Annotated in this window: 24 protein-coding genes and 1 pseudogene; 11 read left to right on the top strand and 14 right to left on the bottom strand. The window is 61.4% G+C overall.

From position 1 onward, the window contains the following. The first annotated feature begins 307 nt into the window (after positions 1-307). A complete protein-coding gene (locus DFR67_RS16555) occupies positions 308-880 on the top strand; it encodes a hypothetical protein (protein ID WP_146240464.1) in 573 nt (190 codons plus the stop codon). 216 nt (positions 881-1,096) lie between these two features. Here the strand turns inward: DFR67_RS16555 and zapE are convergent, their stop codons facing one another. Both zapE and DFR67_RS31150 read right to left on the bottom strand, forming a co-directional pair. Continuing rightward, entirely contained in the window at positions 1,097-2,101 is a 1,005-nt protein-coding gene (gene zapE, locus DFR67_RS16550; RefSeq protein WP_245937994.1) for a cell division protein ZapE, read from the bottom strand. Between the two features lie 83 nt (positions 2,102-2,184). Next, positions 2,185-2,622, bottom strand: coding sequence for an ABC transporter permease (locus DFR67_RS31150; protein WP_245937993.1), 438 nt, complete (start codon positions 2,620-2,622; stop codon positions 2,185-2,187). A gap of 105 nt (positions 2,623-2,727) precedes the next feature. On the opposite strand from DFR67_RS31150, the gene DFR67_RS16545 reads away from it, so the two are divergent. The 4 genes and pseudogenes from DFR67_RS16545 (at position 2,728) to DFR67_RS16530 (ending at position 6,780) form a co-directional block, all read left to right on the top strand. Next, positions 2,728-3,420 (top strand): TetR/AcrR family transcriptional regulator C-terminal domain-containing protein, encoded by a 693-nt coding sequence (locus DFR67_RS16545; RefSeq protein ID WP_110470590.1) that lies wholly within the window; start codon positions 2,728-2,730, stop codon positions 3,418-3,420. A 113-nt stretch (positions 3,421-3,533) separates the two neighbouring features. Next, on the top strand, positions 3,534-4,616 hold the full coding sequence (locus DFR67_RS16540; RefSeq protein WP_110470589.1) for an NAD(P)H-dependent amine dehydrogenase family protein: 1,083 nt from the start codon (positions 3,534-3,536) through the stop codon (positions 4,614-4,616). A 141-nt stretch (positions 4,617-4,757) separates the two neighbouring features. Beyond that, entirely contained in the window at positions 4,758-5,648 is an 891-nt protein-coding gene (locus DFR67_RS16535; RefSeq protein ID WP_110470588.1) for a cyclase family protein, read from the top strand. A 10-nt stretch (positions 5,649-5,658) separates the two neighbouring features. Then, positions 5,659-6,780: pseudogene (locus DFR67_RS16530) on the top strand (XdhC family protein). A gap of 41 nt (positions 6,781-6,821) precedes the next feature. Here the strand turns inward: DFR67_RS16530 and DFR67_RS16525 are convergent. Beyond that, positions 6,822-7,484 (bottom strand): TetR/AcrR family transcriptional regulator, encoded by a 663-nt coding sequence (locus tag DFR67_RS16525; protein ID WP_110470587.1) that lies wholly within the window; start codon positions 7,482-7,484, stop codon positions 6,822-6,824. A gap of 353 nt (positions 7,485-7,837) precedes the next feature. Between DFR67_RS16525 and DFR67_RS16520 the strand changes: the two genes are divergently transcribed. Continuing rightward, positions 7,838-8,143: a DUF4286 family protein gene (locus DFR67_RS16520; protein ID WP_110470693.1), complete on the top strand. Its 306-nt coding sequence runs from the start codon at positions 7,838-7,840 to the stop codon at positions 8,141-8,143. 119 nt (positions 8,144-8,262) lie between these two features. On the opposite strand, the gene DFR67_RS31500 is transcribed toward DFR67_RS16520, so the two are convergent. The 3 genes from DFR67_RS31500 to DFR67_RS16510 all read right to left on the bottom strand — a co-directional run bounded on the left by DFR67_RS31500 (position 8,263) and on the right by DFR67_RS16510 (position 10,687). Then, complete coding sequence (locus DFR67_RS31500; RefSeq protein ID WP_342766739.1) at positions 8,263-8,595, bottom strand: hypothetical protein; 333 nt, start codon at positions 8,593-8,595, stop codon at positions 8,263-8,265. Positions 8,596-8,702: 107 nt separating this feature from the next. Next, positions 8,703-9,569 (bottom strand): ABC transporter substrate-binding protein, encoded by an 867-nt coding sequence (locus tag DFR67_RS31495; protein WP_342766738.1) that lies wholly within the window; start codon positions 9,567-9,569, stop codon positions 8,703-8,705. A 515-nt stretch (positions 9,570-10,084) separates the two neighbouring features. After that, positions 10,085-10,687, bottom strand: a complete 603-nt coding sequence (locus DFR67_RS16510) for a TetR/AcrR family transcriptional regulator (protein ID WP_110470692.1) — start codon at positions 10,685-10,687, stop codon at positions 10,085-10,087. 346 nt (positions 10,688-11,033) lie between these two features. On the opposite strand from DFR67_RS16510, the gene DFR67_RS16505 reads away from it, so the two are divergent. From DFR67_RS16505 to DFR67_RS16495, 3 genes are all read left to right on the top strand, one after another. After that, positions 11,034-11,246 carry a ferredoxin gene (locus DFR67_RS16505; protein ID WP_110470691.1) on the top strand — a complete coding sequence of 71 codons (213 nt, stop codon included), beginning with the start codon at positions 11,034-11,036 and terminating at the stop codon, positions 11,244-11,246. Between the two features lie 100 nt (positions 11,247-11,346). Then, the gene (locus tag DFR67_RS16500; RefSeq protein ID WP_110470586.1) at positions 11,347-12,621 is read left to right on the top strand and encodes a cytochrome P450; all 1,275 of its coding nucleotides are present in this window, start codon (positions 11,347-11,349) and stop codon (positions 12,619-12,621) included. 116 nt (positions 12,622-12,737) lie between these two features. Beyond that, positions 12,738-13,577 (top strand): mycofactocin-coupled SDR family oxidoreductase, encoded by an 840-nt coding sequence (locus tag DFR67_RS16495; RefSeq protein ID WP_110470585.1) that lies wholly within the window; start codon positions 12,738-12,740, stop codon positions 13,575-13,577. A 116-nt stretch (positions 13,578-13,693) separates the two neighbouring features. Here DFR67_RS16495 and DFR67_RS16490 read toward each other — a convergent pair whose 3' ends face one another. From DFR67_RS16490 to DFR67_RS16455, 8 genes are all read right to left on the bottom strand, one after another. Continuing rightward, positions 13,694-14,440: an SDR family NAD(P)-dependent oxidoreductase gene (locus DFR67_RS16490; RefSeq protein ID WP_110470584.1), complete on the bottom strand. Its 747-nt coding sequence runs from the start codon at positions 14,438-14,440 to the stop codon at positions 13,694-13,696. 18 nt (positions 14,441-14,458) lie between these two features. Continuing rightward, on the bottom strand, positions 14,459-15,154 hold the full coding sequence (locus tag DFR67_RS16485) for an SRPBCC family protein (protein ID WP_110470583.1): 696 nt from the start codon (positions 15,152-15,154) through the stop codon (positions 14,459-14,461). A gap of 15 nt (positions 15,155-15,169) precedes the next feature. Further along, a complete protein-coding gene (locus DFR67_RS16480) occupies positions 15,170-15,652 on the bottom strand; it encodes a (2Fe-2S)-binding protein (RefSeq protein WP_110470582.1) in 483 nt (160 codons plus the stop codon). After that, on the bottom strand, positions 15,645-16,520 hold the full coding sequence (locus tag DFR67_RS16475) for an FAD binding domain-containing protein (RefSeq protein ID WP_110470581.1): 876 nt from the start codon (positions 16,518-16,520) through the stop codon (positions 15,645-15,647). Before DFR67_RS16475 ends, DFR67_RS16480 begins: the two co-directional genes overlap by 8 nt. Beyond that, positions 16,517-18,850 (bottom strand): xanthine dehydrogenase family protein molybdopterin-binding subunit, encoded by a 2,334-nt coding sequence (locus DFR67_RS16470; RefSeq protein ID WP_110470580.1) that lies wholly within the window; start codon positions 18,848-18,850, stop codon positions 16,517-16,519. The genes DFR67_RS16475 and DFR67_RS16470 overlap by 4 nt, the downstream gene beginning before the upstream one ends. 178 nt (positions 18,851-19,028) lie before the next feature. Then, positions 19,029-20,504, bottom strand: a complete 1,476-nt coding sequence (locus DFR67_RS16465) for an aldehyde dehydrogenase family protein (protein ID WP_110470579.1) — start codon at positions 20,502-20,504, stop codon at positions 19,029-19,031. A 36-nt stretch (positions 20,505-20,540) separates the two neighbouring features. After that, the gene (locus DFR67_RS16460) at positions 20,541-21,371 is read right to left on the bottom strand and encodes a mycofactocin-coupled SDR family oxidoreductase (protein ID WP_110470690.1); all 831 of its coding nucleotides are present in this window, start codon (positions 21,369-21,371) and stop codon (positions 20,541-20,543) included. A gap of 98 nt (positions 21,372-21,469) precedes the next feature. Further along, positions 21,470-22,240, bottom strand: a complete 771-nt coding sequence (locus tag DFR67_RS16455; protein ID WP_245937992.1) for a carboxymuconolactone decarboxylase family protein — start codon at positions 22,238-22,240, stop codon at positions 21,470-21,472. A gap of 210 nt (positions 22,241-22,450) precedes the next feature. Between DFR67_RS16455 and DFR67_RS16450 the strand changes: the two genes are divergently transcribed. Together DFR67_RS16450 and DFR67_RS16445 are read left to right on the top strand one after the other, a co-directional pair. After that, on the top strand, positions 22,451-23,815 hold the full coding sequence (locus DFR67_RS16450) for a long-chain-fatty-acid--protein ligase (protein WP_170135232.1): 1,365 nt from the start codon (positions 22,451-22,453) through the stop codon (positions 23,813-23,815). Further along, entirely contained in the window at positions 23,812-25,230 is a 1,419-nt protein-coding gene (locus tag DFR67_RS16445; RefSeq protein WP_110470577.1) for an acyl-CoA reductase, read from the top strand. Before DFR67_RS16450 ends, DFR67_RS16445 begins: the two co-directional genes overlap by 4 nt. The last annotated feature ends 31 nt before the right edge of the window (positions 25,231-25,261 follow it).

Raw genomic sequence — 25,261 nt, 5'->3', positions numbered from 1 at the left:
GCACTCAACGGCAGAGACCATCGGCTCCGGCACCGGACTCCCCCACCTTCACCTTCCCCAGGTGAAGAGAAACCGCCACCATCTTCGCCATCTCAACCGCGCTGAGTAGACAGTCGGGATTGCGCTCACGGCACCATCCGGCAGCGTTTCCGGGGAGCGTGGGTGTCCTGCAATCGGTGGACACCCGGTGTCCTCCGGCAGATCAACCTCATGGTGGACGCGGCGTTGAGGCGTACGGGCCCATAGTTGTGTTGTCACCGGCACACGTCGGCGCATAACGAAAACGGTTCTCAGAGAGAACAAATCAATGACGAATATCGATTGCGGCACTCGCACCGCGTGGCCGGGTCGCGCTGTGGTGCCGAGAGCGCCCGTCAACACAGGTGCACAGAACCTGTGGGTCCGCGAGTTCGGGCTACTGCCCTCAGCAGGACTAGTCGTCGACCCCTCGGTGCTGAGCCCCTTCAGCCTGGCAGGACTTGGACTGACTCGCCTGGACCGGTGGCGTACCCCCGCGCGGCCACTGCCGGTGGTGAGCCGATTGGCGGTGGACATCACCAACCCGCATGCGCTGTCCATCACCTACCGGGAGCACAGCGACGACGCCGAAACACCGCTGGCACAGGAGTTCTTCGCCGACGAGCATCCCGCCGCATGGGTCTCCGCACTCGCCGAGCAGGACCATATTCTGCTGACGGTGTCTTACTGTGCACCGCTGGTGGCGTCTGATACTCCAGCGGCCGTGGTCCGTTCGCTCGACGGCGCGTGGGCAGGCATCATTGCCTGCGGCGCGAACTGCGTGGACCGATCTGGCACCTCGCCATCGGCGATCTGCGCGCGACATCGCCTCCCTGACAGGACCGATTCGAAGCAGCAGTGAAGACCGTGTCCACGTATGACTCCGTGGAGGCAACACCGGTGGCAACCTTCGCGCAAGCGGACGCCCATGACTTGCGGGACTGCGTCAGTGCCACAGGAAAGTTGTGTTGACGCTTTGACCACCACATTCGGCCCCTTCTGGGGTCGCCGAGGGAACGATGCCCTCGGCGGTACTGCAGCGGGACGAATGTGGTGGAGAGGTGGCTCGCGGACACTCCTAACAGTGTCGTACAAGCTGCATACGGCTACTCATGCGAAAGGCGTCGGGCCGGTGGTCGGTCGCTGCGGTGAGGAATTCGGGCAAGCTGTGAGGGGAGACGAAAGAGACTCTGACGTCGATCTCGACGAGGATGTCAACGAGGTTGATGAAGCGCTGCTGTGCCTCTGGGTCCATGTCGTCGAACCGCGGGATCTCAGAGATGACCCAGCGTTCGTAGGTCCGCGCCCATTCCAGGTATTCGATCGCTGACACCGGCGCTGCGCAGAGCTGAGCAAAGGTGGCCGACAGTCGCCCAGGACGTACCGAGAGCACCGGGAAATGGCGGCCTCGGACGGCAAGGAAGGTTGGCTCGTAACTTCCGTGCGGATGACTGGTCCCTGTCGTCCATTCCCCGGCAGCAAATCCCGTGGCGTTCGTCTGGGCGACCGCCCGATAGTCAGTAGCCCCAGTAAGATTGAAAGTATCCAGGTGCATTTTGATCAGCGTGATACCGGGTTCGAAGATGTGGTGCCAGATGGGGTTGGGCAGCAACGAATCGGGAGCATAGTTGGAGGTGGCCACCACGGCGATCTTTCGGTCGAAGACGTGCTCGAGTAGTCGGGTCAAGAGCCTGGCGTCGCCGGAATCATGTACATGGAGCTCGTCGAAGAGGAGCAAACTACTGTGGCCCGTGACGTCGTCCATGGCGCGCCGTAGGGCCCGATGATCATCACGGTGGTCGTGGATGTGACGGTGCAGGTCATCGAAGAAGCTGTGGAAATGCACCCGCGCCTTACGCCTGGTGGGTACCGCGTCGAAGAAAGCATCAGCCAGCCACGATTTGCCGCGTCCTGCTGGCCCGTAGATGTACAAGCCACGGGACGATCCACGCAAGCTTCGGGGCGGGGGGCCCAGGTCAGCGAGCCGTGCAGCGAGCTGCCGCTGCTGCGCATCCAGCACGATCCCCTCCGCCGCCGCAGACGCGTCGATCGCGGAGATGATGCTTTGTCGCTGAGAGGACACCACGCGATAGTGCCACGTCGGTCCGACCAGATCCGGCGCATGTGACCGACATCGCTCGCGAAGGCTGTTCGACCTCGACTGTGTCAGTTCCTCGGGGCCGTAACCACTCTCGGTCCCGCGGGCGGTACAATGTGCTGAACGGAGGCGGCCACCAAACCGACCGCGGCCATCGGAACCGCGAAGCTCAGCGAAACCCAGAACGACGTCCAGTTCGCGACAGCTACGAAGGCGAGCACAAGGAATGTGAGAACAACCAGCCACGACACCCATCGCTTCATGACCAGCGCCGCCACTGCAGGTGGAATCGCAAGCAGCTGCCCGAGCTGAACGAGCGGCCACACACCGAAGACGCGCACGATCGAATCATCACAATTAAGCGCGGCTCGGCTACCTTCGAGACCCAACTGCCCGGATTTCGAACACGACAGTGACACTCCTCCTGCAGGCGACAGGGCGGTCCAGACCGTGAACAGCACCGCTACCACGGCCAAACCCAACCAGACCACTCTCAGTGCCGACACACTCAGAAGACTACGACGCCCGTCGCGCCGAAACCGCACGCGTCGCTTGCACTCGTCCAGGGTCCTCGTGATCGCTGAACTAAGGTGAGCTCAAGGAGGTGCGGCATGTCTGATCCGGTCAATGAACGCGCCGGCACCTCTCGTCGCGGGAGGCCCTCCAAAATAAGCCGCGACAGCATTCTCCAGGCCGCGCGGACCCTGCCGCTGGAGACCATGACGATGCAGGCGGTGGCCGATGTCCTGCACGTGGACCGTAAAGCGCTCAGCTACCACGTAAGTGACGTGACGGGGTTGCGTGAGTTGGTGGCCCTCGACATCTTCGAGACAGAACTGAGTCGGGTTGAATTCCCGGCGGGGGGCGATTGGCGTGAAGTGGCCCGTCAATACGCCCGGGCAACGCGTGACGCCGTCGTCAAGGTAGGCCCACTCGCCACCTACATCCGCCTTCCCAGTGCCGAAGGCACACGCAACCTCGTGACTGTCGAGGTTTTGCTGCGCAGCATGGTGGACGCCGGATTCGACGTAAACGAGGCCGGACGCATTCTCACGTTGTTGACCGAAGTGGCGTACTCGACCGGGCGAGACACATTGCGTGCCAACCACTCGAGCAGTGTCCACCCAGACGTGCCCGACGTGGCCCGCACATTGGCCGCCGCCTCACCGTCCGACTTCCCGATGCTGCGACGACTGGTGGAAGCGCGTCAGAACGAACGGTCCGCTGATGGCCAACTCGAATTCGATCTCACCGTGATTCTCACAGGCCTCGAGCGTCGACTGCCTGACGACTCCGGTCGCTGACGTCTCTCGGGGCACTTTTTTACCGGCCGGAGAAAATTCCGCGGAAGCCGCCCACAACCGTCACGCGGAGGTGTAGTCATAGAGGACACGTACGGACCCGAATCGAGGTACCAATGCCAGAGAAGACAACTACTCCCCACCGTGTGGTTCAGTGGACCACAGGCAATGTGGGCGTAGAAGCCGCCAAGTCAGTGGTGACAAACCCTATGTTGGAACTCGTCGGCTGCTTCGCATGGTCAGCAGACAAGGTGGGTCGCGACGTCGGCGACATCTGCGGCATCGCGCCGGTCGGTGTGCACGCAACAAACGATGTCGACGCACTGCTTGCCCTTCGGCCGGACGTTGTGGTCTACAACCCCATGTGGATCGATGTCGATGAATTGGTGATGATCCTGTCCTCCGGCGCCAATGTGGTGACCTCTGCCTCGTTCATCACCGGACACAATCTCGGTGAGGGACGTGATCGAATCCTCGAGGCCTGCGAGAAGGGAGAATCGACGATATTCGGGTCGGGAGTCAGCCCCGGCTTTGCAGAGCTACTGGCGATAGTGGCAACCACCGCATGCGACCGGGTCGACAAGGTCACGATCGCCGAAACCTCAGACACCACGTTCTACGACTCCCCTTCAACCGAAATCCCGGTCGGTTTCGGAACGCCCGCCGACGATCCCGACCTGGCATCGATGGCGGCAGACGGGACAGCGATCTTCGCCGAAGCAGTCCAACTGGTAGCTGATTCCCTCGGCGTCGAACTCGATGAAATCGTCTGCGAGGCAGAGTATGCGCAGACCACAGCCGATGTTGACCTCGGTTCGTGGACGATAGCTGCAGGGTGCGTTGCCGGGGTGTACGCGAGTTGGCAAGGGCGAGTGGCAGGTACCACGCTGATCGACATCAACGTGCGGTGGCGCAAAGGTCAAACCCTGGAACCGGACTGGCAGATCGACGCTGAGGGTTGGCAGATCACCATTGACGGACGTCCGACAGTGAACATGACAGTCGGGTTTCTTCCGCCACCGTATTTCGAGGGGAAAACGATGGCCGATTTCATGAAACTCGGAACCATCATGACCGCGATGCCTCCTGTCCATGCGATCTCCGCGGTGGTCACCGCGGCTCCCGGCATCGCCACCTACAACGACTTGCCCTTGACAGCAGCACGCGGTGTCGTCCCGCGCGCCGGCACCACCTCGTAGACGGCTAGTAGCCGGCGCCAAGGTGAATCACTTTGCCGGGCAGCGATTCGAGCAACCGACCACAGCAATACGCGTTGGCTGCATTCTCCATTGAGGTAACGTCATTCTCATCAGAACAGGCGCCAGGCCAACGGAGGATCCGTGAGTGAGAAGAAGACCAGCTGGGGTCGATGGGGTACCGACGATGAACGAGGCGCACTCAATCTATTGACGCCCGAAGTGGTCACCGCGGCGTTGGGAGTGCCGACCACAGGGAAGGCATACGCGCTCAGCATCCCGATTCAACGAACGGGGGTTCCCAATCTCCCGTTCCGGGGTGTTCCGCAGCGGCTGACCTTGACGAACCACGACGACGAACAGATGTCGATCTCAAACGGTGGGGTGCCAGGAGTCGGCTCCAGCGAAGACATGCTCGTGATGGCTTCGCACACTTCCACACACATGGATGCTCTATGCCATGTGTACGCAGATAACAAGCTGTACAACGGTTTTCCGCACGACCAGGTAGCACCGTATTCCGGGGCCCAGCGATGCGGCATCGACAAGGTCGGAGCAATCGCCGGCCGCGGAGTACTCATTGACGTCGCCTCCGCACTGGGCGTCGACGTCCTCGAACCGGGTCACATAATCTCCCGAACGGAGTTGACCGATACGTTGCGACACCAGGGCACCGCGCTTGAGCCCGGAGACCTGGTGCTCATACGGACTGGCTGGGTCGGGGCGTTCATGGATGAACGAGTGGCCATACACCCTCAGCCCGGCATCGGCCTCGACGCTGCCGCTTACCTCGTCGAACAGGACGTCGCAATTGTCGGAGCCGACAATTCCGCAGTGGAGGCGCTCCCCTTCGAGAGTGGGGTCTACCTGGGTTGCCACATCATGCTTTTGGTGGACAACGGCATTCATCTCATCGAGAACATGGCGTTGGACGAATTGGCACAAGACAATTGCCACGAGTTCCTGCTGACGGTCGGGGCTTTGAAGGTCACCGGCGCCACCGGCAGCCCTGTCACGCCCATCGCCATCGGATAGTGATTGCCAGATGCAGGACGTTCTCGCAGACCTCGTGAAGATTTGGCGGTCGGGCGGCACCGCCGGGGTCGGAACAGTGGTACGCACGTTCAGTTCTGCACCGAGATCACCGGGCGCCTACATGGTGGTTGCTCCCGACGGTTCGGTCAGCGGCTCGGTGTCGGGAGGCTGCGTCGAGAGTGCAGTATACGAACTCGCCACCGAGACCATTCAGACCGGGAAACCCACACTTACGAGGTACGGCGTCTCCGATGACGACGCCTTCGCCGTCGGATTGACGTGCGGTGGCACCATAGACATCTTCACAGAGGCGATTTCGGAGAAGACATTTTCCGACCTCGGCCTCGTCGCAGAAGCCATAGCTGACCATCGGCCGGTCGCCGTGGCAACCGTCATCGCCCATACCGTCGCCGATGAAGTAGGCAGGCGTCTGGTGATAACGCCCGACGATGTCTCAGGAACTCTGGGTTCGTCGCGGATGGACGGTGCGGTCGTCGATGACGCCCGCGGGCTACTTGCATCGGGACGCAGCGAGGTGTTGTCGTATGGACCGAACGGCCAACGCCGTGGAGAAGGAATGGCGGTGTTCGTGGCCAGTCACGCGCCGCGTCCGCGAATGCTGGTGTTCGGAGCCATTGACTTCGCCGCGGCTGTCGCCGAACAGGGTTAGTTTCTGGGCTATCGGGTCACGGTGTGCGATGCTCGCCCCACCTTCGCCACCTCTGCGCGGTTCCCGACAGCCGACGACGTCGTCGTCGAGTGGCCCCACCGCTATCTGACAAGGCAAGTCGAGGCAGGTGCGCTCGACTCCAGAAGCGTCATCTGCGTGCTCACCCACGACCCGAAATTCGACATACCACTGCTCGAAGTTGCGCTACGAGTGCCTGACATCATCTACGTCGGAGCCATGGGGTCACGACGAACACACGAGGACCGGCTCCACCGCCTCCGCGACGTCGGACTCACCGATACGCATTTCGCACGCCTCGCGAGCCCGATCGGACTCGACCTGGGGGCTCGGACTCCAGAGGAGACTGCGGTGTCCATCGCCGCCGAGATCATCGCCCGTCGCTGGGGCGGCGGCGGGCGACCATTGACCGAAACCAGCGGCCGTATCCACCACGACGACTGACATCGCGCCTGATGTCGGCGATTGGCGAACACTCGTCGGCATCAGGAAGCGGCTGGTGTGTCCCGCGTCCGCACTCCATCGAGGAAGAGTCTCACGTTGAACGCGATCCCCTCCTCGATGGTCTCGTCGTCGAGAATCGCGCCCCAGATCGCGCCGCGCACAAAACCACTCACGACCAAACTCAAGAACGCGTTACCGAGTCGTCGCGGCTCCGCGAGGATGATCGCCCCCGACTCGGCGTGCCGCTCGAGCACTTCGGCGATGTAGGAAATGGCAGGCAGCGTACCTCGATCGTAAAACAGCCGGTAGATGTCAGGAAACCGGTAGGCTTCGGCGTCAAGGATGCGCTGCATCTGAATGCCGGCCGGACTCAGTGCCGATGCCACACGGATACGAGCGATCGCCGTCAACGTCTCTTCGAGGTCATCGGTTTCGACTGCCCGCATGGTCTCGACCGGAACTATCCATCGATCGATCGAGCGCTGGACCGCGGCACGGAACAGCGCCGCTTTGTCCCCGTAGCGGGCATACACGGTGCGCTTGGTCATGTGTACAGACGCCGCGATTCCATCGATGGTCGCCTGGTCGTAGCCCTTTTCGAGGAAAATCTCAAAGGCCTGCTCCAGCAAGAGCTCGTGCCTCGCCTCGGCTTCCGCCTTGGTAGGTCTGCCAGGACCCTTGGCCTGAGCCGGCCCACTCAGCATTGGGTCATCTCGGCCGCGCGGTCGGCATGATCAACATCAGATCTCCAAGATATCGTTCAGCAAATTGTCGGGCTCCAATCGGCACAACGATAGTTCAAACGTCGAGCCGGGACTACCTATCGGTGGGCCGAGCAACATCCGAACTCTTCTATCGCCGCGCGATCGCCGTTGCCTGGTGCAGGTCGGCAGTGATTCAATAGACATGTTCCTGCCGCGTGGGTTCAGCCCGGCGGACATTGATGCCGCTGACGATCGCGGCCCGAGAAACCCTGCATGACCTGGGGTCCGCAACGAACCTGCACCCCCGACTTCTTCGGACGAGATAAGTGTCGTCCAACTATCAAAGGATGCCCATGGCCACCGGAATCATGTTTGTCGAAAGTAAGCCGCTGACGCCCGAAAACACAGCCGAGTTTCACCAGTGGTACGACGAGGTCCACATCCCGGCAATTCTCGCTGTCGACGGATTCGTTTCGGCGCGCCGTCTCGAATCCGAGGACGGCTCCACATTCGTTGCCATCTACGAAATCGACACAGACATCGCGACCGCCAGAGCCAGGCTGAGGGCTGCCTTCTTCGCCGGCTCCATCGCCAGACCCACTGTTGTACAGCAGGATCCGCCGCCAGTTCAGCGCTACTTCCGAATCCTTGGCGGATAGGAAGGCCTGTGACTCCCGACGTCCGCGCGGCTTTCGCTTACCGACCGTTGCGATTTGCCACCCAAGCACTCGGCCCCGATGTTCCCATCGGGGCCGAGTCCTTGTGACAGTTCAGTAAGTCAGCTGGTCAACCACAGCTCCTCCGGCAGTGGCGATCCCAGTGTGTACATCGTGACGCCACGCACGTTGTTCCCGTAGATCACGGCCGGGACGGCCCGCGTGTACCACACGCCCGGAACCACCTCTTTGATGCGGTTCTGAACCTCGGTGTACGCCTCCATCCGTTCAGCATCGGTCGTCGCGACCCGACCCTTGTCCAAGGCTGCGTCCAGCTCCGGGTCACTGACGCCCATCTGGTTACCGGTCGACGTCGAATGGAATGCGGTCCAGAGCGCGAAGTCGGGACCTTGAACGATTGCAGCCGAGATTGTCAGATCAAAATCGCCTGTCAAGGTTGCCCTTGTGGCACCGCCGATGTCTCGGACGTCTACCTTCACCTCAACGTTATCGAAGGTGCTCAGCTGAGCCTGAACCGCCTCCGCGAGCGTCCGTGAATCGCTCACGGGGTACGACATGAAGGTGGCAGAAATCGGTTTGCCCTCGGCTGCAAGCTCATTGAACAGGCGCTGAGCTTCCTCACGGTTCTCGTTCTGCAGCGGTATGTCCAGGTAATACGCCGACTCCTTGTTGAAGAGGGTCTGCGGCACCTCGTTCTTTCCCCGAATACGATGGTGTTCAACTCCTCAGTATCGAGTGCCATCTGGACCGCGCGCCGAGCCCGCACGTCATCAAATGGAGGACGTTTGTGGTTCATCGCGACGATCTGGCCGCCGCCCGTCGGAACGATCTCATAGTGCAGACCCCGACTGTTGGCCTCGGTGATCGTGCCCATACTTGATTCTGAGGCGAGGTCGGCTCCACCGGTCGAGATTGCGTTCAAACGCTGCGCGGCATCATGCACGGTACGAATCGTCAAACCATCGAGGTAGGGCTTAGGCGCGTCCCAGTAGCCCGGGTTCTTCTCGAGTTCGATCTCGGCTTGCCGTGTCCACTTGGTCAGCTTGAACGGCCCGGCTCCCACCGGGTTGTCACCATAGGACTCCGCGCCCTTCTGCAACGCGGTCGGCGATGCAATCCAGTTCATGCTCGAGGCGACAAGTGTTTCGGCGAATTGAGGATTCGGCGAGACCAAGGTCGCCCTCATCACAGTGGGTGAGACGACTTCGGTATTCTCCACCAGCACTGCATACCGGGTGTTGTTCGAACCGAGTGCGCGATCTTTCAGCCTGTCCCAATTGAACTTCACCGCCGATGAGTCAAGAGGAGTGCCGTCGGTGAACATCAGTCCTGGCCTCAGGGTCAATTCGAAGGTCTTGCCTCCGTCAGCCGTGGCGAAGCCTGTCGCCATCTTGTATTGGGTGTCCAACGTCGCCTGATCGTTGATGATGAGCGTCCCGTACAGCGCGTTACCGAGCGTGGCCATGTGGGCCCAGGTATTGGATAGCGCGGCAGGATCCAGTGACTGGGGTTCGGCGTGCTGGATGATCTGAGCGGTACCCCCTGGAACCGGGTCACCTTGTTCAGCAGGGGCACCGCCGGTTGTTGACACGTCGCCGCCGCCCGATCCCCCACAGGCTGCTACGAACATCACTACTGCTGCGGACAATACGGCAACTGTCACTCTCGGAGAGCGTCTTCGGTAGAGCATGGGCAACCTTTCGACGATGTGGCCGGCGACCTACGAAGCCGTGACTTGCCTCGGCTTGGCCAGAGAAGCGGCCCAGAACGCGCGCAGAATTCGAACATTCAGATACACAGGGTTTTTCAAGACCATGTAGGTCCAGAAGTGATCCAGGCCACCATAAGCCAGAACGGACGCCAATGACAAGCACAACCTCAAGTTTTCATCAGAATGTCTCAGATTTCGTTGTGCCACACTATCTACGAATTCTCTCCTGCACCTAGCGCGCGAATGCAGAACTGCCACAATCTTTCTTGTACGCCTTCGTGGTCACCCGGGGCGTAGGCCCAGTAGTGGTAGACGGACCGGACGAGCTCGGCAATGAACCAGGCATCGCCCTGGGGATCTTTCGTTTTGAGCAGCCCAGCGTCGACCGCAGACTTGATCTCCTTGTGCAACAGGTCAACGAACGGCTTGTCCGCGCGTGCCAGCTCCGCAGGAAACAACCGGTGCAGGCGTGCGTGGGTGATGATCACGAAACGCGCGAGCGCATCGCGCCGGGGGTCTCGACCCAGGGTGCCGAGGATGTTGCCCACATAGAAATGCAGTCTTTGTAACGGGTCGTTCATGTTCGATGCCTCAGTGGCCCACAGTTCGCACGCAGTGGTCATCTGATCCCCCAGGACTGCAAGTAGCAGCTCGTCTTTGCTCGAGAAGCATCGGTAGAAGGTCTGCAGCGCAACTCCTGCTTCTTTGATCAGCTCCTGAGTCGTGAACTCATCCCCTCTGGTCTCGATCAGGCGTTGAGCCGCCGCCAGGATGGAATCAACCTGTTCGGTCGCACGATTACGCGATCGCTGGATCGCCGGGGACCTGTCGTCAGCGCGGGACATTCCGCAACCCCCACCCGTCGCATGGGCATGCACCCTGTGAGTCATGCCGAGTTCTGAACATCATTCTCCGAGCGTGCGGTAGAACGTTGTATTCTCATACTGAGAATGTAATACTCAAAGCGGCAATACTCCATAGGCTTCCGCAGCTTCATGGAAAGAAGGCTCCGGACCTGGGATGGGCGGTCCTCGACGCCCGCAGGTGGCTCAGCCCGCCGCCCGACCCTGTGGACTCCATTGCGGGACGACCGCTTTCGGCCGCCGACTCAACACGGCAGTTGACGAGTACCTGATCACCATCCGCCCGAAAGGACACCCGATGACGTCATCGCAGAGGCGACTGCGAGTTGCTCGCGACATGTGTGAAGCGCATGCACTGTGCGTAGAGATCGCACCCGAGGTCTTCGACCTGCCCGATGACGACGACGTCGCCACCTGCGACGAGAATCCTCGCGAGGACTTGATGCCGCAGGTCAAAGCGGCGATCAGCGGTTGCCCCCGGCAGGCGATCAGCCTGGCCGACATCCCCTGAGCGCCAGGACCTGTCTACCGCCGAGTCACTACCGATTCGGGCCATTCCGATTTCCGACCACCTCCAGACGACCCCCACCCTACGAAGGGACACAAACCTCATGACCGACCTGGTTACAGCCGACTATTACACCGATCAGACGGTGGCGCAGGACCCATTTGCCTACTTCGACAGTCTCAGGGAACAGAACCCCGTGTTTCGCGAGCCGCACTATGGCGTTGTGGTGGTCACCGGGCACGAAGAAGTGATCGAGGCGTTCAGGAATTCCGACTCGCTCTCTGCTGTCAACGCCATCGGCGGGCCGTTCCCACCGATGCCTTTTGAGCCCGAGGGTGATGACATCACCGATCAGATCAAAGCGCATCGCCACCTGTTCCCGATCGCGGAGCACATGGTGGTCATGGATCCGCCGGATCACACCCTCGCAAGGTCCCTTCTGGGTCGCCTCTTGACTCCGAAGAGGTTGAAGGAGAACGAGGATTACATCTGGAAGCTCGCCGACACCCAGATCGACGAGTTCATCGCGAACGGTAGCTGCGAGTTCCTGAGTGAGTACGCGAAGCCTTTTGCCACACTCGCGATCACCGACTTGCTCGGCGTGCCCGAAACCGAGCGCGCGGAGTTCCGCGCAATCCTGGCTGCAGAGGGCACACACACCGTCGGGGCCCTCGACAAGACGCCGGTCGGGGTCAACCCACTCGAGTACCTCGAAGACAAGTTCATGGCCTATCTCGGTGAACGCCGCCGCGACCCCCGCAACGACATCCTGAGCGGTTTGGCCACAGCCACTTACCCTGATGGATCGACACCCGACCTGATCGAGGTCGTTCGGCCCGCAACCTTCCTGTTCGGCGCCGGGCAAGAGACGGTCACCAAGTTGCTCAGCTCGGCTCTCCGCATGCTCGGCGATCGGCCGGAGTACGAAAAGATGCTTCGTGACGACCGAAGCCTCATCCGACCGTTCATGGAAGAGTCGCTGCGCTTCGACAGTCCGACCAAGGTCGATCACCGCCTGGCGAGCAAGACCACAACCATCGGTGGCGTCGAGATCAAGGCAGGCACCATCGTGATGTTGTCGCTTGCAGGCGCCAATCGGGATCCCCGAAAGTTCGAGAACCCCAATGAGTTCCGATTGGATCGAGAATACCTTCACGATCACGTCGCATTCGGGCGCGGATTGCACACGTGCGCCGGCGCACCTCTGGCCCGTGTCGAAGGCCGGGTGACCCTCAACCGCATCCTGGACAGGATGCAAGATCTCAAGATCAGCGAAGCAGCACACGGGCCCGTCGAGAACCGACGGTATGAGTACGAGCCGACGTTCCTCTTGCGCGGACTCAAAGAACTGCACGTCGAGTTCACGCCCGCCGACTGATCTCGGATCATCGACAGGTTCTCCACCAGACCAAACCCCCGGTTCCACTCCAGGACCAGGTTTTCAGAGACAGGGCGTCGCGCAGAAGACGCGATGGACAACAAGAGAGGTGCTCAATGCCAGGTAGAGTCGAGGGCAAGGTCGCGTTCATCACGGGCGCGGCCAGAGGTCAGGGACGTAGTCATGCTGTGCGGCTGGCCGAAGAAGGCGCCGACATCATCGCAATCGACATCTGTGGTCCGATCCAGCCGGATTCGTCCATCGCCCCCTCCACGCCAGAAGATCTGGCCGAGACAGCGCGGTTGGTCGAGGCACTGGACCGCAGAATTGTCACCGCACAAGTCGACGTTCGTGACTTCGATGCGGTCAAGACCGCGGTGAAGAACGGAGTCGAGCAGCTGGGTCGCCTGGACATCATCGTCGCCAACGCCGGAATCGGTACTGGTGGCAAGCGCCTCGATGAAGTCGACGAGAGCGAATGGCAGGAGATGATCGACATCAACTTGACCGGCGTCTGGAAGTCGGTCAAGGCGGGTGTTCCCCATCTCATGGCAGGTGGCAACGGTGGATCGATCATCTTGACGAGCTCGGTGGGCGGCTTGAAGGCACACCCGAACATCGGGCCCTACGTAGCGGCCAAACACGGCGTTGTCGGGCTCGCGCGTTCTTTCGCGATCGAACTGGGTCAGTACTCCATTCGCGCCAATTCGGTGCACCCGACTAACGTCAACTCGCCGATGTTCATGCACGACGCCACGATCAAGATGTTCCGGCCTGATCTCGAAAACCCCACCAAAGAGGACATGGCCGTTGCCGCGCAGTTCATGCACGTGCTGCCGGTCGGTTGGGTGGAGACCATTGACATCAGCAACGCGGTACTCTTCCTCGCCTCGGACGAATCCCGTTATGTGACCGGACTTCCGCTCACCGTCGACGCGGGAAGCATGCTCAAGTAGCAACACTGGACAGAACGCTACAGATGTGGACTTCAGACCTGGAGTGGGACGACTCGTAGACAACGTGTCGTCCCATTTCTCGTTGACTGTGACAGGCATGTGCGCCCACCAAGATTTCATCGCGTGGTGAACGAGCCACCGTTCACATTGAGTGTCTGGCCCGTGATGTGGGCGGCACCTGACGATGCCAGGAAAACTGCCAGTGCAGCAATGTCTTCGGGCGTTCCGCGCCGGTTGTTGTGCGAGAGGGATACGACAGCGAGCTCCCTCTCCGCACTCAGATGACCTCTGAAGAACTCTGTGTCGGCGATGAATCCCGGCGAGATGGCATTGGCGGTGATACCCCGATGTCCGAGTTCCTTCGCGAGCCCGACAGTCCAGGAACTGACGGCGGCCTTGGCGCAGCCGTAGGAACCAGAACCGTTCTCCGCGGCAATGGAGCCGATGTTGATCACGCGTCCGTTGTCGTTGATGCGCGCCGCCAAAGCGCTGACCGTCAACACCGCGGTCAGAACGTTCGCGGTGTAGTTGTCGATCCAGGCGTGTTTGATGGCGTCGAGTCCGTCCGGGGTCGGCTTGCCGAAGCCCGTATTGCCACCGGCGTTGTTGACGATGACGTCGAGACCTGCAGGCAGCCTCCGAGCAATCGCGGCGACCTGTGCGGGGCTCGAGTGGTCGCATACCAGGTATTCGACGCCGAGTTCCTCGGCTGTCGCTCTCAGAGCGCTCTCGGTTCGACCCGTGATGAAGACTCGGGCGCCGCTGATGTCAGCGAACTCCCTGGCAATGGCCTTACCGATTCCGGTGGACCCTCCGGTGACCAGCACGTACAACAGATCCCCATCCTCACATCGCAGCGCCATCCGACCAACGGTGTCGAACTAACGGACCTTGCGGCCCAACGCAAACCCGGCGACAAGGCCGACCAGCCCCAGAACAACCGCGGGCAGCGCTTTCTTGAAGCCGGCATCGACACCGGTTGCCTGCAACAAGTCCAGGGGCTGCGACACCCTGGCGGCGGTCAGCTGCCCAACCGTGGTGGCGGCAGCGGTGTCCTGTCCACTCGGCGACGAAATCGGCGCGGCGGTCCCCGCATCATCGTGCTCGCGGACGCCGGGCCCGGCTGCCGGGCTTCCCGCGGCCAGCTCCGAGGCCAGGTTGTCGGCGAACTGCCCGATGAGCATCTCGGCGACCTCGTTGAGGGTGCCGCGTCCGAACTGCGCTGGCTTGCCTGTGATATCCAGATCCGTTTCGACGAATACATCGGTGGTGGTGCCCGATTCGACAAGTCGGCAGGTGATCGAGGCTTTCGCTGTACCGTTTCCGCGGGCTTCCCTTGCCCCGCCCTCCAAGACCGCCACGTGTTCCGCCTCATCCCGGGACACGATCTTGATGACGCCCTTGTACGTGAGGCCGATCGGGCCGAGCTTGACCTTCATCTTCCCGTTGAACTCGTCACCGTCGCGCGAGGTGATCTCGGCACCGGGGACGCATGGTGCGATCCGCTCGAGATCGAGCAGCACCTTCCATGCGTCGGCGGTCGGTACCGGAATGTTGAAGTTGTTCTCGAGCTTCATATACCCCTCTGTCCTTCAGTGCGGTTGGTCGTTGGCCTCTGCGGCGGCACGCACGGCTGCGATGATTCCCTGGTAGCCCGTACATCGGCAGATGTTCCCTGAGATGCCTTCTCGAATCTCAGAATCCGACGGCCGGGGAGTTTCCTTCAGCAACGCAGTCGCCGTCATGACGAACCCCGGCGTGCAGAAACCACATTGCAATCCGTGATTATCGCGGAACGCAGCTTGAACAGTCGACAATGTGCCGTCTTCCGAGGCAATACCCTCGATCGTGGTCACCTCCGCACCGTCCGCCTGAACAGCGAACACCAGGCAGGCGCGGACAGCTTCACCATCGAGCATCACCGTGCACGCCCCACACACGCCGTGTTCGCAACCCAGATGTGTGCCGGTCAAACCGCAGTCGACCCGCAGATAATCCGCGAGGGTCAATCGCGGCGCAACCGAGTGCCGCTGCGGCACACCGTTCACGCGAACCTCGATATTGATTTCAGTCATTGCGGGCCTCCTCTACGGCGCGACACCAGGCTCGCGCCACCATCAACGAACCCACACGCTTGCGATAGTCAGCTGATCCGTGGAGATCGGCGGGTACGGAACTGAGCGACGACAACGCGTCTGTGCCGATCGTCTCAGGATTCACCTCGTCGACGATCATCCCGATGACTGATTGTTCCACCGAGGCAACACGTATCACCGACGACCCAAGTCCGAACAGGGCCATTCCACAGTGCTCGATCTTCGAGTCGGCATCGAGACGGACAAAGACGACCGCTCCGGCGATCGCGAAGTCCCCACTACGTCGCGCGAACTCCTCGATCGCATATCCGCAACGACCACGCGTGATCGGAACGATGATCCCGGTCAGCAGTTCATCTTCGGCGAGTTCAGTACTCCACAACCCCTTGAAAAAATCAGCGGCCTTGATTCTTCGCACGCCGCGAGGCGACACCGTCTCGAACTCGGCGTCCAGGGCCAGCGTCACTGCTGGGTATTCAGCCGCGGCGTCGGCGTGTGCGATGGATCCCCCGATCGTGCCGCGGTTGCGGATCGGGAAGTGACCGATCAGCGGAGTGGCTTCGTTGAGCAAACGAACGTGCGTCCGGATGTCAGTTGATCGGCCGATCTCGCTGTGTGTGGTGCCCGCGCCGATCCATACCGTGTCTTCCCGGACCTCGATGCCCCGAAGGGCGTCGATACGTCGCAGATCCACCAGATGGTCGAATGCAGCAAGTCGCAAATTGAGCATCGGCATCAGGCTCTGCCCGCCGGCAATGATCTTGGCATCGTCACCCAGCTCGACCAGGAGCTTCACGGCCTCGTCGACGGTTGCCGGGGAGTGATAGTCGAAGGCCGCGGGCTTCACTTGTCCCCTCCGCCCGCAGCTTCGATGAGATCGATGATCCTTGACGGCGACAGTGGCAGCCGGCTGACCTTCACTCCCAATGGCGCCAATGCGTCAGCGACGGCATTCACGACCGCTGGAGACGATCCGATCGCGCCGCCCTCACCGACTCCCTTGTGACCACCCGGGCCCTTGCTCGGGGTCTCCACATGCCCCAGTTCGATGACCGGCACCTCGGTTGCTGTCGGTAGCAGATAGTCCATGAATGTTGTCGTCACCGGGTTCCCGCTCTCGTCGTAGGCCGACTCCTCGTACAACGCACCGCCGATTCCCTGGACTGTGCCGCCCCATATCTGGCCCTCGACCACACTCGGATTGATCATCGGGCCACAGTCGTCGCTGACGATGTAGCGCAGCAACTTGACTGCACCGGTACCGGTGTCGACCTCACAGGTACACAGGTGAGTCGCGTTGGCCCAGATCATCGGAAGTGGTGATCGATAGCGGCCACTTGCCTCCAGACCTGCAGGCACTCCTGCAGGAAGACCATCGACCTTGAAGTACGCGATGTCGGCGATCTCCGCCAGGGACAGTTCCACCTCCGGGATGCCGCGCACTGTCGCCCGGCTCCGGATGAACTCGATGTCGTCGACAGGCGCACCGAGGCGATGCGCTGCGATTGCCAGAATCCGCTCGCGCAGAACGACTGCCGTCTCATTGATTGCGCCCGCCGTCATGGATCCCGACCGACTGCCGCCGGTACCGCCGCCGAACGGGGTGACCGCTGTGTCTCCCTGAATCGTGTGCACATCGTCGATGTCGACCCCCAGAGCGTCCGCGGTCAACTGGACGACGGTGGTCTCCAAGCTGTTACCCGCAGAACCACCTGCAACGTAGACGTTGACTTTCCCGGTGGGCTCGATCCGGATCGTGGCACCCTCGGTCACATGGAACGGAGCTGCACCCGCGGTGGGCTCGAGGTAGGTGCACGTTCCGACGCCGATGTACCGGCCCTCGGCCCGAGCCGCTTCCTGTTCGCTGCGAAAAGCCGCATAGTCGAGTATCGATAGCGCCTGCTCGAAGGTCTCGGCCGGCGTGGCATCGCTATAGGGCATCCCGTTGGGGCTTGTCACCGGCATGTCACTGCCGCTCAGTATATTTCGGCGACGCAGTTCCACCGGATCTATGCCGAGCTGACGGGCAGCGGTGTCAAGGAGCACTTCGCGGGCCATCGACTCGAACTGCCAGGGACCGCGGTACGCCACCCGCCCGACGGTATTCGAGTAGTACAACTTCAGGCCGAACGTGGCGGCGGCGACGTTGTACGGTCCGGGGAACAGCATCCCCACGACAGAAGCGGCCGTCATCGGCGAGGTGATGGGGTACGCACCGACGTTCTGAACGTGCATCAGTTCGGCCGCGAGTATGCGTCCGTCTTCATCGAATGCCATCCGCGCTTCGCCGTGCTCTTGGCGCGCCATACCTGCAGACATGAGATGTTCTTGTCTGTCCTCGATCCATTTCACCGAAGCGGTGAGCTTTGTCGCGGCCAGCATCACGGCCATGTCCTCGCGCTGAGGTGCCACTTTCTGGCCGAACCCGCCGCCGGTGTCGCGAACCACCACACGTACACGGTGCTCGTCGATACCCAGTAGCCGCGCGCAGGCAAGCCTGGTTTCGTGCGGCGATTGTGTTGATGTCCAGATCTGCATCTCGCCGGAGGATGCCGACCACTCGGCGATCAGACCGCGGGTTTCCATCGGCATCGGCATGTACGCCTGTTGATAGATCGTCTGGCTGACGACGTGTGCGGCGCCATCGAAGATCGGCGCGAGATCTGCGGCGGGTCGTCCCGCGAGCTCCCCTGCGTTGTTTCCTGGATGCTGGGCATGAACCAGGTGCTCCGACGTCGGCGCAGTGGTGTAGTCGACCACAGGAGTAAGGGGGTCGTACTCCACCACAACCAGTTCCGCGGCATCTTCCGCCACGTACCGGTCTCGTGCCACGACCAAGGCCACAGGGTCTCCGACGAATCGCACCTCGTCCAGGGCGAGCGGCGGCCACTGATGTGTCGCGGCGAATATCCCGTCGAGCGAATAACGCACCTCGTGCACGAGGGGGCTGAGGTCATGGCCGGTGAAGATGGCGGTCACCCCGTCGAGCGCCAGGGCGTCGGTCAGGTCGATGTCGACGATCCGCCCACGGGCGATCGGACTCCGAACGAAACACACGTGCATCATTCCGGGCCGCGTGACGTCGTCGACATAGGTTCCTGCGCCGGTCAGCAGCCGCGGGTCTTCGACCCTCGACACACGTGTGCCGACATACGGCCGGACGGCGGTACTGGTCATCGAAGTGACCGCCCGGTCCGTGATCCGATCGGCAATGTTCCGTGCCTGGCACGAATCCCCAGATGCTCGCTCATCATTTCAGCTCTCCATCCACAGACGTTCAGCGTTCATGTCGTCACGGCCGCCATACCCACCGGCACCGACTCGAGGTCGTTGATGCTGTTGCACAAACGACAACTCACATACCTATTCGGATGTTCTTCACCTGCTGGAACTCGTGGAGCCCCTCGAGGCCCCCCGCACGACCCGAGCCACTCTGCTTGTAGCCACCGTATGGACTCTGTGGCTGGATATCACTGTTCTGGTTCACCCACACCGAGCCCGACTGGAGCGCTCGAGCGACTCGGTGTGCACGACGAAGATCAGTCGTCTGAAGGAACGCATTGAGGCCAAAGGTGGTGTCATTGGCCAGAGCCACCGCCTCGGACTCCTCGGTGAACCGCATGACCGACACGACCGGGCCAAAGGTCTCCACGGTCGCCAGCGATGAACGGTTGTCGACATCAGCGAACACGGTGGGCTCGATGAAGAAGCCCTCGCTGAGGTCACCTCCCATACGGCGTCCGCCGGTGATGAGGGTGCCCATCTTCTCGTCGACCGCGCGGTCGACGATCGACAGGATCCGATCAGTCGCGGCCTGACTGACGACTGGACCCATCATGGTCGACGGATCAAACGGATCGCCGATCGTCGCGGCACCCAACACGCCCAAGAAGCGCTCCATGAAGGCGTCATAGACACTGTTCTGGACAAGGATTCGGCTGCCGCATGCACAACTCTGCCCGGATTGGCCGAGAGGTCCTTGCCACGCAGCGAGAATGGCGGCCTGGTCGAGATCGGCGTCATCGAAAACCAGATTGGCGGACTTGCCGCCCAACTCCGTTGCCACCGGCGTGAGGTTCGGCGACGCCGTCGCGATGATCTTCCGGGCGGTGTCACCTCCACCGGTGAAGTGGATCTTATCGATGCCGGGGTGACGGACAAGTGCCTCGCCACCCTCCGGCCCTGAGGGCAGAACGTTGACCAGACCCGCGGGCAAGCCGACTTCGAGGCAGATTTCGCCGAACCGCAACGGCGAAAAAGGCGACAACTCTGAAGGTTTGAGGATCACTGCGTTGCCGGCAGCCAGCGCCGGAGCCACATTCAGACCGATCACCACCATCGAACCGTTCCACGGAGCGATGATTCCCACCACGCCGTACGGCTCGCGCTCGATCAGATTGACATCGAACTTGTCGGACACCGGGGTGCTGGAGCCGGTCGACTTGTCCACCCACCCGGCGTAGTAGCGGATGAACGACTCGGCGAGCATAACGTGTCCGGGACTCGTCATGTATGTCACAGCGAAGTCGTGAACGTTGTACCGCGCCAGCCGGTCGACGTCCGCCTTCACGGCGTCGGCAAGGTCGATCATGAGGTCGCGCCGACGGGCCGGGGTCATCGCAATCCACTCGCGCTGAGCCTCTTTGGCCGCCTTGACAGCCCGGTCGACCTCGACGTCGCCTGCGAGTTCGATGGTCGCATTGGGCTGCCCCGTGACCGGGTAGATGTGCTCGTATCTGCCGCCGGACGAACCGGTGACCTGGTCACCGCCGATGAGCAACGCGGTCGGCAACGTGTCGGCGAGCGCTTCGGATTTTGCACTATGGGTCATGACATCCTCGCTATCAGAGATCGTCGTATGCGGGCGTCAGCGAACCATGAACCCGGCGTCCAGCGCCCACTCGGTGCCGGTGATGAACTTTGCCTCTTCGGATACCAGAAAGGCGACGGCATTGGCCACGTCTTCGGGTTGAAGCATCTCGATGGGCAGCGCGTTCTGCATCCCCGAGATCGAGTTCGCACCACCGGCGGAAGCCTCTTCGAACAGCTTTGCCATGGCTTCGTTCATCGTCATGCCGCTGGCAACGCCTGTCGGATGGATCGTGTTCACTCGAATCCATTCGGGAGCAAGGTAGCTCGCGAGCCCCTGCATCAACGCGACCAAACCGCGCTTGGCCGATGCGTAGGCCATACCGCTGGCGTGCAGCGAGGCGGACGCCTTCAGGCCGGCGGTGGAACTGGTGATGACGATCGAGCCACCGCGGCCGCCTTCGCGCAGTGCCGGAAGTGCGGCCCGGACGGTGTGGAAAACACCGGTCAGGTTGGTGTCGATGACGTCATTCCAGTCATTGAGGAAGTCCTCGGACTCGGAACCCATCCGGATGATACCGGCATTCGCGAGAACGATGTCGACGCGACCGAACTCAGCAAAGCCCTCCTCGAATGCGGCGGAAAGTGCTGCGAAGTCCCTGACGTCGGCTTTCCTTGCGATGATCCGGCGGTCTTCCTTCTCCACCAGGCGAACAGTCTCGGCCAGGTCATCCTCGCTCGCGTTCGGATAGGTCATCGACGCGATGTCTTCGCAGATGTCGACTGCGATGATGTCGACTCCCTCACGTGCGAGTCGCACCGCGTGTGCGCGACCCTGTCCGCGAGCGGCACCGGTGATGAATGCGACGTGACCTTCAAGTCCTGACATGATTGCGACTTCCTGTTCTGGCACTCGGCCGGTGATTCAGCTCTCGATGAAGCTTGGATTTGTCGACGACGATGAGTAGGTCGGATGAAGCGGGCAGCTCAGTTGTTGATCCGGGACCAAGCGGCTTCCGCGACGGCGTGAAGCGCCTGCGCCTTGGCGAAGCCGGAGTACGCCGCCAACTGTAGGACGACCTCATCCATCTCCGCTTTCGTGATGTCGCCGGATTCGAGCGCAGATCCGGTGTGTGCGTTCAGAGGAGTCTCGGAATCGCAGACGGCCACAGAGGCAACCGTTATGAACCTACGGTCGCGGCGCGACAGTCCCGGACGTTGCCAGACGTGGCCGAACACGAAGTTCAGAATGCCCGCGTGAATATAGGGAGTCTCGGGCTCAGGTGCGTTGATGAGGTTCACGTCCACGAACTCCTGAGTCCCCCGCGCAATCCGCTCGTCCCAGTCGTCGAGGCCGAGAGTCGAGTTGGCCGGAGGTGTGATGGTTCCTTTTCGCCCCGCCGCAATTTCCATCTTTGCCCATGCGCGCCGGACAACACCTTCGAGATGGGAGGCCTTGGGCCATCCGTTGTAGACGGCGAAATGCAGTACGAACTCGAGCATTTCGTCGACGGTGATGTCTCCGCTACTCAATGCGGCCCAAACATGGTCGTCGATCGGCTGAAGTGAATCAGCCGCGCCAACACACGTCAAAGTCACCCACCGGCGGTTCCGCCGACTCAACCCCGGGCGCGACCAGATCTGGTCGAAAACGAAGTCCCGCTGCGCGTCGAGAAACGGCGTCGTAGCCGGCGGCGGATCCGACATCATGACCTCGCGGTAAGCGGAAGTCTCGAGGCTTTCCATCTTGTTACTCACTTTCGTGGATATAGGACTGAAGATTAAGGCCAACGTCCTAATTTGTCCAGCATGTGCTCTCCTCGGGTATGGGCGCCAACCCGTTTCGCGCACCCCACGCCCACTTGGTGCCGCGATGCCACATCGATCATTTTCTCTAAAATGAAACGTTTCCGTGTCATTAACGGTCTACTGGAGTCGACAAGCGACACAACGGCTGAGGAGATCTGCATGTCAACACCCACTCGAACCGGGTCGGCCGTCTCACGGCTCACCGCCATGATCGACGACAAGGACCGGTACGACGTGCCACCCGGCGACCTGCTGGCCACTCAGCTGGAGGCCGCCAACGACCTCTTCCGAGATCGGCTCGCGAAGATTCCGCTCCTCGAGAACCGTGCCGCAGAAGGCGGCATCACCTCCGTCAGATCTCGAGAAGAACTCTTACCGCTGCTGTTCGCCCACACCGCGTACAAGAGCTATCCCGAGGGCTGGCTGGCTGAAAAGAAGTGGGATCGTCTCGGGCGATGGCTCGCGACCATCTCCACCCACGAGGTCAAAGATGTCGATCTCGACGGCGTCACGAACATCGACGGCTGGCTGGGCGCGTTGGAGCAATCGGGGCACTACCTGTGTTGTTCGAGTGGCACAACCGGCAAGTCGGCGATGATGAACTCCACCAAAGCGGATCTCGAATGGAACCGCAAAGAAGCGATGAGTTCGTTTGCCTGGGGTTCGGGTTCGGTCATCGGCGACAACCGCATGATGTTCGGCCTCGGCCCAGGGACCACGGTGGCCCGCAACAATGCGATACGGGACGCACTCATCGAAGGCTTCACCGACCCAGACACCGAGCCTTTCATGTATCCGGTGCCGCCCATCTCCATCGGCCAGATCACCGGCATGGTGGTGTTGCGCAAAGCGATCGCCGACGGAACAGCTCGCCCCGCCGAGATCGCCGAGTTCGAGGCAACATCCGCCACGCGGCAGAAGCTGATGGACGACGCGCGAACAATCTCCGCCGAAGCCCTCTTGAAGGCCCGCAAGCGGAAATTGCTGCTCTCGGGTATGTACGCGAACCTCTACCCCCTCGCTCAGCTCGTCCGCGAACTCGGTTTCAGCGGCAAGGACTTCCACCCCGAGAACACGATCTACATCGGCGGTGGCCTGAAGGGCGCGACCCTTCCGGACGATTACCGGGAGTACATCGCAGAGACCTTCAATCTCTCGCCCGAACGCACCTTCCAGATGTACGGGATGCAGGAGATGAATGCTGCGATGCCGCGTTGTCGGGCCCAGCGTTACCACGTCCCAGCCTGGCTGATGCTGCTGTTGCTCGACGAAAGCGGCGAGAACCTCTTGCCGGCTTCCGACGGTGAGGTCGAGGGCCGTGCCGCGTTTTTCGACCTCTCTGTCAACGGTCGCTGGAACGGCGTCATCTCCGGCGACAAGATCGTTGCCGACTACAATCCCTGCGCCTGCGGCAGTCGCAGCCCGTCCATCCGCGACAACATCGGGCGCTACGCCGATCAACCCGGTGGCGACAAGATCAGCTGTTCGGGAACAACCGATGCCTATGTTCGGGGGATCTCATGAGTGTCGACCTTCCCACCCAGCCTGTTACCCAGGATCCGGCCGTGGCCGCGCATTTCTTCGTCAGGGGAACGCTTGTCACCGATGCGGCGGTGCGGCACCGCTCTCGCGATCTCGGTGTCGACTTCATCACGCCGGCAATGGATTTGGATCAGCTCATTTCACCGCGCAGAGAGTTGCCACCGCTGCTCGACGTGAAGGTCGACACGATCATCGATTTCCTCGTCGAGACCGGTGAGCGCCTCGACCTGGACAGCAATCCGTACATGCAGGAAGCACTCGAACGCGTCGTGGAGACCAATCCACTGCCGCGGCGGGTGGTCGAAAACCTTTATCGAGGTGCGCCCTATCTCCTCCAGAAGAACATGCTCACCGCCATGATCGAGTCGAACTTCGCAAACCCGGCGGCTCTCGACGGCTGGGTGTCACGAACCGACGTCCACGGCAACACAGGCGCGATTCGCGCGTTTCCGCCTCGCATGGTGCACATGCTCGCCGGCAACTCGCCTGCCGGCTGCGTCTCTTCGATTGCCCAGGGCGCGTTGGTCAAGGGGGTCAACATCTTCAAGATGCCGTCAAGTGACCCGTTCACGACGGTGGCAGTACTACGGACCATGGCCGACATCGATCCGGACCATCCGGTTGTTCGTTCGATGTCGGCGGTCTACTGGCGAGGAGGCGACGAATCGATCGAACGCACCCTCTACCGGCCGCAGTACATCGACAAGATTGCGGCGTGGGGTGGCGGTCCCGCGATAGACAACGTCATCCGTTATCTCGGCCCGGGCCTTCAGCTGGTGTCGTTTGATCCCAAGACATCGATATCGATGCTCGGCAAAGAGTCTTTCGCCGACACCGCAACCATCGATTCGGTGGCTGAGCAGACCGCGGAGGACGCCACCCTGTTCAATCAGGAGGCCTGCCTGGCGAGTCGATTCGTCTATGCCGAAGGTGATCGGGCAGGTGTCGAACAGTATTGCGCGAAGCTTGCTGAGCGCCTGAGCACAGATCGCGAGACCGCGTCGGCCATTGCGCCACCAGTGCCCTCGGAGATGCGCGAAGAGATCGAGATGCTGCAGATGATGGGCGGCGAATACAAGGTCTGGGGCAAGTTCGATGGTGCCGGAATGGTCATCCTTTCTGATGATCGGGTCTCATTTCACCCCAGCGGAAAAACCGTCAACGTCGTACATGTGAAGTCGCTCGACGACGCCGTCCCGTTCGTCAATGTCGCCACCCAGACAATCGGCATGTATCCCTATGAACGCAAGACAGAGCTGCGGGATCGGCTCGCCTCCGCGGGAGCGCAGCGCGTGGTTCGTTTGGGTTCGGCGGCCAAACACGTTCTCGGCGGCCCACACGATGCCATGTACTCCCTGCAACGCTTCGTGCACTGGATGTCTGACGAAGACGTGTGAGAGTCCACCACTTTGACCCCCCGAAGGAAGT

Origin of the sequence: Williamsia limnetica, from assembly GCF_003217475.1 — a bacterium.
Lineage (GTDB): Bacteria > Actinomycetota > Actinomycetes > Mycobacteriales > Mycobacteriaceae > Williamsia > Williamsia limnetica.
Note: the sequence above shows the minus strand (reverse complement) of the source record. Positions and strands in the feature narration are given on the sequence as shown.